This window comes from Novosphingobium sp., from assembly GCF_032093395.1.
In the GTDB taxonomy this organism is placed as follows: Bacteria; Pseudomonadota; Alphaproteobacteria; order Sphingomonadales; family Sphingomonadaceae; genus Novosphingobium.
Genome location: NZ_DAMDBA010000010.1, coordinates 1 through 12,926 on the forward strand (window position 1 = coordinate 1; position 12,926 = coordinate 12,926).

Sequence of the window (12,926 nt, forward strand, 5' to 3'; positions counted from 1 at the left end):
ACCGTCGCTTCAAGGCCCGCCAGGGCTGATTCGTCTGCCTGTCCCCGCCACCGGGCGGGGATGATCTGGGCGGACGGGCGATTGCGTCTGACGACATGAGGCCCCCGCCATGCGCGGGGGTCTTGTCATGTCTACTGTCCACGAAAACCATCATGCCGAAGCGCCGGTCCACGCCGTCGTCTTCGACGTCGGCCGCGTCCTCGTCGAATGGGACATGCGGCTGCTGTTCGCCAAGCTGATTCCCGAGCCTGAGCGGCTCGACTGGTTCTGCGCCACCGTCGTCACCGAGGAATGGCATTTCGAGCACGACGCGGGCCGCGATCTTGCGGAACTGGTTGCCGAGCGCAAAGCTGCCTATCCGGGCAACGATGCCCTGATCGATGCCTATGCGACGCGGTTCCTGGAAACGATCCCGGGCAACGTGGCGGGCAGCCACGAGATCGTGCGCGAGCTTGCCGCGCGCGACGTTCCGCTCTTTGCGATCACCAATTTCGCGAGCCCTTTCTGGCGGGAATATCGCGCCACGGAGCCGCTGTTCGACCTGTTCGGCGACATCGTCGTTTCCGGCGACGAGAAACTGGTCAAGCCCGATCGCCGCATCTTCGACCTGGCAGCGCGCCGCTTCGGACATGAGCCCGGCGCGATGCTGTTCATCGACGACAATGCCGCCAATATCGCCTCGGCCCGCGAACTCGGCTGGCAGGTGCATCATTTCCTTGGCTCCGAGGGTTTGCGCGCCGACCTGACTGCTCGGGGGCTGGTGAAAGCGTAATACTGGCGCCGCTTCGATGAGGAGGCCGTCGTCCCGGACTTGATCCGGGACCGCTGGCAATTCTTCAGGCGCGATCTTGCAGCTCAAAGCTCCGCCGAAAGATGGGTTGGTCTCGGCCAGCGGTCCCGGATCAAGTCCGGGACGACGACGTTGTTTCGCCTCCGCAGCAAGCCAGCGTGCGCACTGCAATTGCTCAGGGGCTAGCTCTCACGACCGAATTGGTTGCTTGGCGCCGCTCTCGCGCCAGAATTTTTCTTCGCGCTTGCAGCATAGCCGCTTGGCAAGTCCGTTTCCGTGTTGCATCACATGGACAAACGGGAGTCACAATGACGGCTACGGGCAGAACCAGTTACGACGAAATGCTCAACGAGGATGGGTCGGTCAGGCCTGCCTATGCCGACTTCAGGAAGTGGTACGACTCTCAGGACAAGGCCTGGCTCAAGCGCCAGGATGCCGAGGCAGAGCGCTTCTTTCGCCGCATCGGCATCACGTTCAATGTCTATGGCGATGATGCGGCCGAGGAACGGCTGATCCCCTTCGACATGATCCCGCGCATCATCACCGCGCGGGAATGGCGCAAGTTGACTCTGGGGATCGAGCAAAGGGTGAGGGCGATCAACGCCTTCCTCCAGGATCTCTACCATCGCCAGGAGATCATCCGCTCAGGCCGCCTGCCGATCGAGGCGCTGCGCAATAACGAGGCATTCCTGGCGCAGATGATCGGCATGACGCCGCCGGGCGGCGTCTATACCCATATCGTCGGCATCGACCTGGTGCGCACCGGGCCGGACGAATTCATGGTGCTGGAAGACAATGCGCGCACGCCTTCCGGCGTCTCGTACATGCTCGAAAACCGTGAAACGATGATGGCGATGTTTCCTGAACTGTTCACGCGCATTCCGGTGCGTCCGGTTTCCGACTATCCGCGCCGGCTTGCCCGCTCTCTGCGCGCCTGTGCACCGCCGGCTTTCAAGGGTTCCGGCCGCCCCACCGTGGCGGTATTGACGCCCGGCATTTACAACTCGGCCTACTTCGAACATGCCTTCCTGGCAGACCAGATGGGCGCGGAACTGGTCGAGGGCAGGGACTTGCGGGTGGTCAACGGGCGCGTGGCGATGCGCACGACCACGGGGTACAAGGCCATCGACGTGATCTATCGCCGCGTGGACGACGATTTCCTCGATCCGCTCAGCTTCAATCCCGGCTCGGTGCTGGGCGTGGCCGGGATCATGGACGTCTATCGGGCAGGCGGCATCACGATCGCCAATGCGCCGGGCACCGGCATCGCCGACGACAAGGCGATCTACAGCTACATGCCCGAGATCGTCGAGTTCTACACCGGAGAGAAGCCGATCCTTTCCAACGTGCCGACCTGGCGATGCTCCGAACCGGATGCGCTGGCCTATGTGCTGGACAATTTGGCGGAGCTGGTGGTCAAGGAAGTCCACGGATCGGGCGGCTATGGCATGCTGATCGGGCCGGCCTCCTCGAAAAGGGAGCTGGCCGATTTCGAGGCGAAGCTGAAGGCAAGGCCCGACAATTACATCGCCCAGCCCACGCTTTCGCTCTCCACCGTGCCGATCTTCGGGAGGGAAGGGCTGGCACCGCGCCATGTGGACCTGAGGCCCTTCGTGCTGGTTTCGCCGCAAGGGATCGACATCACGCCGGGCGGGCTGACGCGGGTGGCGCTGAAGAAGGGGTCGCTGGTGGTCAATTCCTCGCAGGGTGGAGGGACCAAGGACTCTTGGGTGCTGGACGAATGATGGGTTCTGGACGGGTGAGGGCGCACTGATGCTGGGACGGGCCGCCAACGGCGTCTACTGGATGAGCCGCTATCTCGAACGCGCGGAAAACAGCGCGCGGTTGATCGACGTCGGCTTTCATCTCGCGCTGACGCGGGGCAACAGGCATTCGCAGGACGAGGAATGGAAGTCGGTGCTGACGACCACCGGCCAGCTCGAAAGCTATCGCGCCAAACATGCCGAGATCACCGGGCCGCAAGTGTTCAACTACATGCTGCGCGACAGGGACAATCCCGGCTCCGTGCTAGCCATGCTGGAGAACGCGCGCACCAATGCGCGCATGGTCCGCAACAGTCTGACCAATGCCGTCTGGGAAACCACCAACGAAGGCTGGATGCACTTGCGCGACCTGCTTTCGCGCCCGGCGCGGGAAACCAACCTGGGGGAGGTGCTCGGCCAGGTGCGCCGCACCGTCACCCTGGTGCGCGGCGCGCTGGAGGGGACCATGTTGCGCAACGAAGTGTTCAACTTCGCGCGCATCGGCACCTTCATCGAGCGGGCGGACAGCACGGCGCGCATTTTGGACGTGAAGTACTATGTGCTGCTGCCCTCGGCGGCGTGGGTCGGGTCCAGCCTGGACAATGCGCAGTGGGACACCCTGCTGCGCTCCGTGGCCGGCAATCGCGCCTATTCCTGGCTCAATGCCGGTGCCATGGATGCGCGCGGCATCGCCCGGTTCCTGATTTTGGACGGCCAGTTCCCGCGCTCGCTGGTGTTCTGCTACGAAAAGATCGCCAGCAACATGGCGGGCCTTGCCAAGCAATATGGCGAGGAAACCGGTGCGCATGCCCTGCTGCGGCAAACGGGCGAGCGCCTGCACCGCACCACCATCGAAGACATCTTCGAGATGGGCCTGCACGAATTCCTCCAGGATTTTCTCGGCGAGACGCTGCACCTCGGCAATGCCATCGCCGCCGATTATCGTTTCATCGAATAGCGCTTCATCGAAGAGGGACGGCTTTCCATGCTGCTGACCGTCAGCCACACCACCCGCTACGTTTTCGCCGACCCGGTCGCCCATGGGTTGCAGCGGCTGCGGCTGAAGCCCAAGACCACGCATGGGCAGGAGGTGCTCGACTGGCACATGGAGCTGACCGGCGCGCGCGGCGAGGCCGGTTATGACGATCATCACCAGAACCATACCGCGCTGGTTTCGATCGAGCCCGGCGCGCGCGAGGTCGTGGTGACGTGCCGTGGCAACGTGCGGACCAGCGACAACAACGGCATTACCGGCGCGCATGGGGGGCATATGCCGCTGTGGTGCTTCCTGCGACCGACCGCGCTGACCCAGGCGGGCAACCGCGTGCGCGCGCTGATCGCGTCCGTGGATGCGGACCGTTCGGACACGCTGGGCTTCCTCCACGCCCTGTCCAGCGCGGTGGCAGCGCAAGTGGAGTACGTTCCCGGCGCTACCGACGCCAAGACTACCGCCGAGCAGGCATTGGCGGCCGGAAAGGGCGTCTGCCAGGACCACGCCCACGCGTTCATTTCCGCCGGTCGCCTGCTCGACATTCCGATGCGCTATGTCGGCGGGTACTTGCGCATGAACGACCGGGTGGACCAGGAGGCGGGCCATGGCTGGGCCGAGGCGCATGTTCCGGGGCTCGGCTGGGTGGGCTTCGACGTTTCCAATGCCATCTCCCCGGATGAACGGTATATTCGCGTCGCCAGCGGTTCCGATTATGCAGAGGCGGCGCCGATTACCGGTATTGCGACGGGGGCGGGGGAAACCCGACTCGACGTGCATTTGTCGGTGAGCGAGAATCTGCTAGGTCAGCGGCAAACGCAGTCCGCAAGCGGCGGGCAGCAACAATAGAGACGGCGGCCCAAGCAGCCGCCTCCCCGCACATGGTCGCGCGGGGCGAAGGATTGCAGGGGTTTTCGTTCCATGACCTATTGCGTAGGCATGATGCTGGATCGCGGGCTGGTGTTGATGAGCGACACCCGCACCAATTCGGGCGTCGACAACATCTCCACCTTTCGGAAGATGTATCATTGGGAGATTCCCGGAGAGCGGATCATCACCCTGATGACGGCGGGAAATCTCGCCACGACCCAGGCGGTGATCAGCCAGCTGGAAGAGCGCAACAAGGCGCCGGCCGATCGGCACAACACCCTGCTGGAAGCGCCGACGATGTTCCAGGCGGCCACGATCGTCGGCAATCTTCTCCAGGACATCATTCACGCGCGCGCATCGGACAACGGGCAGAAGGCGGCTTCAAGCACGTTCAGCGCTTCCATGATCGTGGCGGGACAGATCAAGGGGCAGGAACCGCGCCTGTTCATGATCTATCCGGAAGGCAACTTCATCGAGGCCAGTTTCGACACGCCTTTCTTTCAGATCGGCGAGACGAAGTACGGCCGGCCGATCCTGATTCGCGGGTACGATCGCAAGATGACGTTCGAGCAGGCCGTAAAGCTGCTTTGCGTATCCTTCGATTCCACGGTGAAGGCGAACCTTTCCGTAGGGTTGCCGCTCGATCTCCTGGTGCTGGAACAGGACCGCTTCACCCCCCTCCATGATCGGCGCATCGAGATTGGGGACACCTATTTCCAGTCCATCTCAGACGGATGGGGAGAGGCGCTGCGACAGGCTTTCGATTCCCTTCCGGATTACCGGATGGAGACGAAGCTGGATACCTCGGGGAGTTGAGGTCGCCTTCCCCCGTCAGTCTTCAAGCGCCGTGAACCGGAAATCGCGGAACTTCGCCTCGCCCGGACCTGCTGCATAGAGGCCCGGCCGCAGCATCAGGAAGCCGCCGCGCACATTGTGGTGGTAGCCGGAAACTTCCATGCCGCGATCGAACCGCTTCCACGTTTTCCCGCCATCCCCCGAGGTGTGAAAGGCGACGATGTGCCGGCGATTGGTCAGGCGCATCTTCATGCGGCGGCCGTGCGGATTGGCGGGGCGGCCCCTCTCTATTCCGTACTGGTGGGTGACGAAGCGCGTCTCGTCGAAGCCCAGCCCGGCATAGAGCTTGTCGTCGTAGAACAGCACGAGGCCGGCCGTGCCTCCCGGCGCCAGCTCGATGTCGCATTCGAACCGGTAGCTGGTGTCTCCCGCGATCAGCAGCAGCGGTGATCCGCTGGACGGGGCGAGGCCCTTGCCCGCAAAGTGCAGCGCGCCGTCCGCCACACGCAGACGATCGGCTTCGTCCGGAGCAGGGCGGAAGAACGACCACTTGGAACCCATGGCGAGCGGTTTCGAGAAGTCGTCCGAAAGCGGCATGCCGTGGGGCAGTGGTTTCGCCACCTTGGGCACCGGCAAAGGCTGCGAGAGATCGCCACCGGTCATGCGGAACCAGCCGTCTTCGGTCCACTCGATGGTGTCGAGCAGGCACTGGCGACCGAGCGTCCAGAAGCCGTTCTCGAAACCGTGGTAAAGCGTGTACCACTTCCTGTCCGGCCCCTCGACCAGTGAGGCATGGCCGCGCGACCACCAGGCTTCGGACTGGTTCTCGGTACGGACGAGCGGATTGTCGGGATGCTGTTCCCAAGGACCGTGGATCGAGCGGGCGCGGGCGGCGATCACCATGTGTCCCATCGGCGGTCCGGCGGTGCCGCCGACGGCGGTGAGCATGTAGAACCACTGGCCGTGGCGGTGGATCTTGGGGCCTTCGGGGGAAAAGCCTTCCACGTCCCAGTCATCCGGATAGTGCCACGGATCGTAGACATGCTCGACCTTGCCGGCCAGCGAAAGGCCGTCTTCCGAAAGGCGCACCCGGTCCCCGCCCGAGAGGAACAGCCAGCGCGAGCCGTCCTCGCCCACGGCGTGGCAGGGGTCGATATGGTCGTGAAGGCCCAGCGGCTTCGGGTCGCTCCAGGGGCCGTCGATGCTATCGGCCCAGATCACGTAGATCTCGTTGGGCTCTGCCTTGACCGGGATGTAGAGGAAGTAGCGCCCCTTGTGCTTCTCCAGGCTGACCGCCCAGACCGATCCGATGTTGCGCGTGAGCGCGGGTTTGCGCGGCTGCCAGTTCACCAAATCGCGGCTGTGCCAGATGGTGAGGCCGGGATAGGAATCGAAGCTGGAGAAGGTGAGGTAATAGTCCTCGCCGTCCTTGAGGATCGCCGGGTCGGGCCGATCGCCCGAGAGCACCGGGTTGAGCATCGTGCCGTCACCGAGATCGGCGATGCGCTGCGCGTCGAACCCGCGTTTCCAGTTGCGTGCGGGAGCGGGGGCGGGAGGCGGAGAAGCTTTGCTCGGCCCGGGCTCCTTTGCGACAGCCTCTCCTCCCGCGAGGGTCGGTGCCGCAAGGCCGATGCCGCCGAGCAGGGCGGTCTTGAGTGCGTCGCGTCTGTCCATCGTCATCCTGTCGTTCCGTCCCGAGGTTTTCAGCCGAGGCCCACCGAACGCGCCCAGGCACGCCAGAGATCGGGCCAAGCCTCGACCGGCTTGCCGATCGTGCCGCGCAGGCCGAACCCGTGGCCGCCTTGTGCGAAAAGATGTGTCTCCACCGGCACGCCCTGCGCCTTCAGGGCAGCGCGCAGGCGCAGGCTGTTCTCCACCGGAACGACGGGATCGTCCTCCGCGTGGAGCAGGAAGTGGGGCGGCGCGTCCCTGGGCACGGTGCGGTCGGGAGAATGGGTGGCTTCCATCTCCGGCGAAGGTGTGGACCCAAGCAGCAGGTCGCGCGAACCGGCATGGGCGATGGCGGGGTCCATCGAGATCACCGGATAGATCGGCGCTGCGCAGAACGGCCGGACGGAAAGCCTGTCCGCCGCATCGACAGGCGCGTAGACTTTGGCGTCGAAACGGGTGGAGAGGCTGGCGCAGACGTGTCCGCCCGCCGAAAAACCCATGGCGGCAACACGCTCGGGCTGGATGCCGTAGCTTTTGGCGCGGTGGCGGATCAGGCGCATCGCGCGCTGGGCGTCGGCCAGAGGCGCGTCCTGCCGCTCCTTCCAGCCTTCTCCCGGCAGGCGATAGAACAGGACGAAGGCGGTGAAGCCGCGCGCGGCAAGCCAGCGGGCCATCTCGTAACCCTCCTTGTCGATCACCACGAGGCGATAGCCTCCACCCGGCGCGATCAGCAAGGCGGCGCCGTTGGGGCGGTCCGGCCGGAACACCACCATGCGCGGGCGGGCGATGCCGGTTACCGAACGGTCGTTGACTTGCGTGGTGGTGGAGCGCTCGGTCACGGTTTCTACCGGCGATGCGGCGGGCATTCCCGGCGCCCCGCGCGGCCAGAGATCGATGGTCTCGATCGGCTCCGGCAGGCCGGGCGGGGCCGCCTTGGCTGGGTCGGCAGGCGCTGCGGTCTGGGCCAGGGCTTCGCCGGAGATCAGGCCTGACAACAGGGAAGCCGCCATGAACGATCGGCGGTCGATGGTCATGGCGGCTTCCTCTTTCTTGTTTCAGCTTACGCTATTCGGCAGGTTTTTCCCGTCAGGGTCAATACTTTGCCCGCGCGCCGAACAGGATGGTGCGACCGAAGTGGTTGTTCTCGTAATTGCGCTGCGCATAGATGTCGTTGGTGCGGTAGCGGTATTCGTCGGTCAGGTTGTTGCCGTCGATCGAGAGTTCCAGCCATTCGGTGGCCTGGTAGCGGATTGCCGCATCGACGCTGGTGTAGGAGCCATAGCCTTCGAAGATGTTGCCGGTGGCGCTGGTGGCGTCGCTGAACGGGCCGCGATAGCTGACCGAGCCGCGAATGCTGAACTTGCCGTCGTCATAGTAGAGCGTGGCGTTCCAGGCCCGCTCGGATACGCCGAGCAGGGTGTTGTTGTAGATGGCCGAAATGCCGGTGAGGCCGCAGGCGTTGGTCGTCGGGTTGCGGGTGCAGGCCGAAACGGCCGGGCCGCTGATCTGGTAGTCCGCGCTGCTGTCGATGAAGGTGGCGTTGCCCTGGAAGCCGGTGTGGCTGAGCAAGCCGGGCAGGAAGGTGAAGGGCAGTTGCAGCGCCACTTCCACGCCCTTGAGCGTGGCGCCCTGGCCGTTGACCTGCGAGGAGACGACGTATTCCTGGTTGGGATCGTAGTTGAGGTAGGCAGGCGTGCTGGTGCCCAGCACGTCCCGGCCCAGACCGAGCTGCGGCAGGGTGGCGACGTAAGTGCCGGCCACCGGGAAGCTCTCGATCTTCTTGATGAACCCGGCCACCGAAAGCAGCGCCTGCGGGGCGAAGTACCATTCCACGGAAGCGTCGAAATTCGTCGCGCGGAAAGGATCGAGGAATGGGTTGCCGAAGGTCACGCGGTAGTTGAAGCCGTCCACCGAGCCGCCGGGATTGAGGTTCCCCAGCGAGGGACGGGTGATGACCTTGGCGATCGCGCCGCGCACGATCACGTCGCGGTGCGGATAGAACGCGATGTTCATGGCCGGCAGCCAGTCGTCGTAGCTGCGCTCGACGGTGGCGGCGACGCCTGCGGTATAGCCGGTCGAGGTCTGCTTGGTGTGGGCATAGCGCATCCCGGCGTTGCCGGCGAATTCAAGCCCGAAGATCTCGCCCTTCACGTCGAACTGGACATAGCCGCCCGAGGTTTCCTCCCGCACGCGGCGGTTGTTGCCGAAATCCTCGACCGCGGTGCGGGCATAAAGCTTGGTATAGTCCGCCGCCTTGTCGATGTCGGCCACGAGCCAGGAGCTGGTGGTTCCGCTCGGCTGCCCGGCATCGCCCAGATCGACAAGGCGCGAGAAGTCGGCCGAGACCGGCAGGCCGTAGACGCTTGACGAGCAGGTGACCTGGCCCAGGATCAGGTCGCGGCTGCCATTGGCGGCGCAGGCGGCAGTGTCGCGCTGGAACAGCTGCGTGCGGAAGTCATAGCGCCTCCAGACGGCGCCGGCCTTGATCGTGAAGTCATCCGTCATGTCCCACTCGGTGCGCAACTGAGCGGTCTTGAACTGGTTTTTCACGTACGAAGGACGATCGCGGATTTCGGCCAGCTGGAAGTTGGCCGGGTTGGTCACGTCGAGGCCGTAGTTGAGCACCGGCGACTTCATGTCGGAATAGTCGAAGCTGAAGTCGTTCGCGTTGCGGTTGTCGTAGGCGAACGTCGTTTCCACCGGGATATCCGCGTTGGACTGCGAGAACCCGCCCAGCGCGGTGAAGCGGAAGGTGTCCGTGACCTCCTGGTCCCACGTTCCCCCGACCTGGTAGAATTCGGTCTCGGACTTGCGCAGATAGCTTTCGGTGCGGACCCAGGTGTTGTCGTAAGTACCCGCGATCATCGTGCCCTTGTCGTCGTAGACCGGGTTCACGAGGTTGAAGCGGCGCTCGTTCGACCGGGCCAGTACTTCCAGCCACTGTTCGGCGCGGTCTTCCTTGAACGAGGAATAGAGCCCGTTGATCGCGATCTTGGTGCGGTCGGTCGGTTCGAACTGGATCGTGCCGGTGAGGCCAAGGCGGCGGCGATCATGCTCGACCACGCCGTATCGCGGAATGCGCGCGTGGAACGAGAGCGAGGCCGCGTCGCAAACGGGGGAGGGGCGATAGCCGCCGCCCGAGTTGACGGGCGTGCCGCCGGTCGGTCCGACGTTCGAATAGAAGCAGGGCGTGCCGTTGACCGAGTTGAAATAGGCCTGAGCCCAGCGGACCGTGTTGTTGCCGGTTTCCAGCGTGTTGGTGTGCGAGTAGGCGGCCGAGACGTTGACGCCGAAGGTGCCTGCGTCGTTCTTCCACGAGAGCAGGCCGGCCACGCGCGGGCCGACGTTGTCCGAAAGGTCGTTGTAGGAACCCTGCACGTTGAGCACGGCGGAAAGGCCGGTTTTGCCCGTGAGCGGATTGCCGGTGTTGAGATCCACCACCGCGCCCAGCGAGCCTTCGTCGAGGCTGGCCTCGGCGGTCTTGTGGACCACCAGGCTGCTGAACAGTTCCGAGGCGAAGACGTTGAAATCGAAGGAACGATCGCGGTTGGCGGAGGCGCCGTCGGAACTGGTGGCAATCGTTTCCAGGCCGTTCACGCGGACGCGGGTGAACTGGGCGCTGAGGCCGCGCACGGTGATCGCGCGGCCTTCGCCGCCGTCGCGCTGGATCGAGATGCCGGGGATGCGCTGGAGCGATTCGGCAAGGTTCTGGTCAGGGAACTTGGCCATGTCTTCCGCGACGACGGCATCGACTGCGCTGATCGACTCGCGCTTTACGTTGAGCGCGGCTTCAAGCGATTGGCGAAAGCCGGTGACGATGATTTCCTGTGCCGCCGTATCGCTGGTGGCGGCCTGATCGGCGGCACCGGCTGTGTCTTGCGCGAAGCCCGTCTGTGGCAATGCCAGCGCGCTTCCCGCGACAAGCGCTGTCCGCAGCAGCGAAATCCTCGAAACCCGGACCCTGGAATTGTTCAGGCGCATGATCACTCCCCCTTTTTGGCCTTTATAGACCCGGTCTTTGTAGACCCGGTCTTTTAGACTTGGGCCTTTACGGCCCATTGATACCGGTGTCAGAAGTGGTCGCGCTTGAAACGCTTCCTTCGTCCGGCACCTGCTCCCAGCACCTTTCGGCGCTTCCTCCAGCGCCCTGGCGGGCGCTTGTTCTTACTGCGTTTCGTCTTCTCGTGCGATCGTCAGTTCGTTCTTGCCGGTTTTGGTAACCGGTGTCATTAGTTATTGCCGCAGGGAGGGCACCCTGTCAAGAACCCCTGAGATAAGCAGGGCCATCGGGAGAGCACAGTGCAAGTAAAGAGGCAGTTCAGCCGGTTCAATCTTGCGGTTTCGGCCGTTATCCTCGCGCAGCTGACAATCCCGCTGGCGGCGGAAGCGCAGACGGCCGACCCTACCAAAGGTGGCGATGGCGGCCGAATCATCCGGGTGACGACGCTTGCCAAGGACGGTCCGGGATCGCTGAAGGCGGCGGTCGAGGCCAAGGGCAAGCGAACGGTCGTATTCGAAGTGGGTGGCGTGATCGATTTCCAGCGTTCGGTGCTGGAGATCGACGAACCGTACCTGACCATCGCCGGGCAGACCGCCCCATCCCCCGGCGTGACGATCGTTCGCGGCGGGATCGATCTCAAGGGGCACGACGTCAAGATCAGTCATATCCGCGTGATGACCGGCGTGGACGGCCAGCCCAAGCTGTCCGGCTGGGAGGCCGATGCCTTCTCCACCGTTGCCGCGCACAACGTGGTGGTCGAGCATTGCAGCTTCCTTTGGGCGATCGACGAGAACATGTCGACCTCCGGCCCGCGCTTCAACGGCAAGACCGTGAAGGAGTGGCGCGCGGCGACCAGCCACGACATCGTGTTCCGCGACAACCTGGCGGCCGAGGGCCTGGCCGACGCCAGCCATCCCAAGGGCGAGCATTCGAAGGGCTCGCTGGTGCATGACAATGCCACGGGTATCGTATTCTACCGCAACGTCTGGGCGCACAACATGGAGCGCTCGCCGCTGGTGAAAGGCGGCGCGCAAGTGCTGATGGTCAACAACATGATCTACGACCCCGGCAACCGCGCGGTACACTACAACCTCATGGCCCTGGAATGGGAAGGCCAGCCCTACGTCACCGGCGAGATCACGGCGGTCGGCAACGTCATGCGCGCCGGCAATTCGACCGCATCGGGACTGCCGTTCCTGACGCTTGGCGGCGACGGCGACCTGGCGTGGTTCGGCAAGGACAACGTCAATGTCGATCGCTGGGGCAACCCGGCGCCGATGTTCGGGCGCTATGGCGTGACCGGGGCCAAGCTCATCGAATCGCAGACCCCGCTCGCCAGCCTGGCCGGATACAAGGTCGTGCCCGCCGCCGAGCTGGAGACCGATCTGCTGGCCTCGGTCGGCGCGCGCCCCTGGGATCGCGCGTCCGACGACATCCGCGTGCTGTTCTTCATCGCCGAAGGGCGGGGCGAGATCATCGACGACGAAAAGGTGGTCGGCGGCTATCCCCATCCGGCACCGACCCGCGCGGCCTTCGTGGAGAAGGACTGGAATCTGGGCACCATGACGCCGAAGTCGGGCCTCTATCCGGGACAGAAGGCCGGGGCCCAGGAAAAGCTTTCCCGGCGGGATCAGGAGATGAGGAAATGATTGCAGGTCTGTTGCTGATGGCCGCCGCCGCGCCGCCAATGGCCGTGATCGACGAAAGGGACACTCTGCGCGAGGAAGCCCCTCCGCACGGTGCCATCGGCATGAGCACGGCCTATCGCATTTCCGATGCCGCGCCCGCTCCGCGCACCATGGAATTCCGCCGCCGTGTCCTGCACAAGGGCGCGGCGATCGGCGAGCATCCCATCGCTCACGACGAGGTCTATTACGTTCTCTCGGGCGAAGGCGAAGTCGTCTCCGATGGGAAGCGCGCCATGCTGCGCCAAGGCATGACGGCCTACCTCTACAACGGCGCGGTCGTGGGCATCCGCCAACAGGGAGAGGAGCCGCTCTCGCTGATCATCGCCTATCCCAATCCGCCGGCTGCTACAGGGAAATAGCC

General features: G+C 64.4%; 10 protein-coding genes. 7 read left to right on the forward strand and 3 right to left on the reverse strand.

The genetic code is table 11. The features are described from left to right. Positions 1 to 127: 127 nt before the first annotated feature. The 5 genes from RT424_RS05555 (at position 128) to RT424_RS05575 (ending at position 5,227) form a co-directional block, all read left to right on the forward strand. A complete protein-coding gene (locus RT424_RS05555) occupies positions 128 to 772 on the forward strand; it encodes an HAD-IA family hydrolase (protein ID WP_313435134.1) in 645 nt (214 codons plus the stop codon). Positions 773 to 1,098: 326 nt separating this feature from the next. Next, entirely contained in the window at positions 1,099 to 2,535 is a 1,437-nt protein-coding gene (locus RT424_RS05560) for a circularly permuted type 2 ATP-grasp protein (RefSeq protein ID WP_313435136.1), read from the forward strand. A 28-nt stretch (positions 2,536 to 2,563) separates the two neighbouring features. Further along, positions 2,564 to 3,511 carry an alpha-E domain-containing protein gene (locus tag RT424_RS05565; RefSeq protein WP_313435138.1) on the forward strand — a complete coding sequence of 316 codons (948 nt, stop codon included), beginning with the start codon at positions 2,564 to 2,566 and terminating at the stop codon, positions 3,509 to 3,511. A 27-nt stretch (positions 3,512 to 3,538) separates the two neighbouring features. Further along, positions 3,539 to 4,390 carry a transglutaminase family protein gene (locus RT424_RS05570; protein ID WP_313435140.1) on the forward strand — a complete coding sequence of 284 codons (852 nt, stop codon included), beginning with the start codon at positions 3,539 to 3,541 and terminating at the stop codon, positions 4,388 to 4,390. Between the two features lie 72 nt (positions 4,391 to 4,462). Further along, a complete protein-coding gene (locus RT424_RS05575; protein ID WP_313435142.1) occupies positions 4,463 to 5,227 on the forward strand; it encodes a proteasome-type protease in 765 nt (254 codons plus the stop codon). A 15-nt stretch (positions 5,228 to 5,242) separates the two neighbouring features. On the opposite strand, the gene RT424_RS05580 is transcribed toward RT424_RS05575, so the two are convergent. Genes RT424_RS05580 through RT424_RS05590 form a run of 3 tightly spaced genes read right to left on the reverse strand, consistent with a single transcriptional unit; the run spans position 5,243 to position 10,858 of the window. Further along, on the reverse strand, positions 5,243 to 6,886 hold the full coding sequence (locus RT424_RS05580; protein WP_313435144.1) for a family 43 glycosylhydrolase: 1,644 nt from the start codon (positions 6,884 to 6,886) through the stop codon (positions 5,243 to 5,245). A gap of 23 nt (positions 6,887 to 6,909) precedes the next feature. Beyond that, entirely contained in the window at positions 6,910 to 7,911 is a 1,002-nt protein-coding gene (locus RT424_RS05585) for an alpha/beta hydrolase (protein ID WP_313435146.1), read from the reverse strand. A 58-nt stretch (positions 7,912 to 7,969) separates the two neighbouring features. Then, positions 7,970 to 10,858 (reverse strand): TonB-dependent receptor, encoded by a 2,889-nt coding sequence (locus RT424_RS05590; protein WP_313435148.1) that lies wholly within the window; start codon positions 10,856 to 10,858, stop codon positions 7,970 to 7,972. Positions 10,859 to 11,227: 369 nt separating this feature from the next. On the opposite strand from RT424_RS05590, the gene RT424_RS05595 reads away from it, so the two are divergent. Further along, complete coding sequence (locus RT424_RS05595) at positions 11,228 to 12,526, forward strand: pectate lyase (RefSeq protein WP_313435286.1); 1,299 nt, start codon at positions 11,228 to 11,230, stop codon at positions 12,524 to 12,526. Then, positions 12,523 to 12,924: a cupin domain-containing protein gene (locus RT424_RS05600; RefSeq protein WP_313435149.1), complete on the forward strand. Its 402-nt coding sequence runs from the start codon at positions 12,523 to 12,525 to the stop codon at positions 12,922 to 12,924. The genes RT424_RS05595 and RT424_RS05600 overlap by 4 nt, the downstream gene beginning before the upstream one ends. The last annotated feature ends 2 nt before the right edge of the window (positions 12,925 to 12,926 follow it).

Bases quoted from the DNA above. Each gene is read 5' to 3' on its own strand.
- RT424_RS05600 (WP_313435149.1), top strand. From the start codon at position 12,523: ATGATTGCAGGTCTGTTGCTGATGGCCGCCGCCGCGCCGCCAATGGCC.
- RT424_RS05565 (WP_313435138.1), top strand. From the start codon at position 2,564: ATGCTGGGACGGGCCGCCAACGGCGTCTACTGGATGAGCCGCTATCTC.
- RT424_RS05580 (WP_313435144.1), bottom strand. From the start codon at position 6,886: ATGACGATGGACAGACGCGACGCACTCAAGACCGCCCTGCTCGGCGGC.
- RT424_RS05575 (WP_313435142.1), top strand. From the start codon at position 4,463: ATGACCTATTGCGTAGGCATGATGCTGGATCGCGGGCTGGTGTTGATG.
- RT424_RS05590 (WP_313435148.1), bottom strand. From the start codon at position 10,858: ATGCGCCTGAACAATTCCAGGGTCCGGGTTTCGAGGATTTCGCTGCTG.
- RT424_RS05560 (WP_313435136.1), top strand. From the start codon at position 1,099: ATGACGGCTACGGGCAGAACCAGTTACGACGAAATGCTCAACGAGGAT.
- RT424_RS05555 (WP_313435134.1), top strand. From the start codon at position 128: ATGTCTACTGTCCACGAAAACCATCATGCCGAAGCGCCGGTCCACGCC.
- RT424_RS05585 (WP_313435146.1), bottom strand. From the start codon at position 7,911: ATGACCATCGACCGCCGATCGTTCATGGCGGCTTCCCTGTTGTCAGGC.
- RT424_RS05570 (WP_313435140.1), top strand. From the start codon at position 3,539: ATGCTGCTGACCGTCAGCCACACCACCCGCTACGTTTTCGCCGACCCG.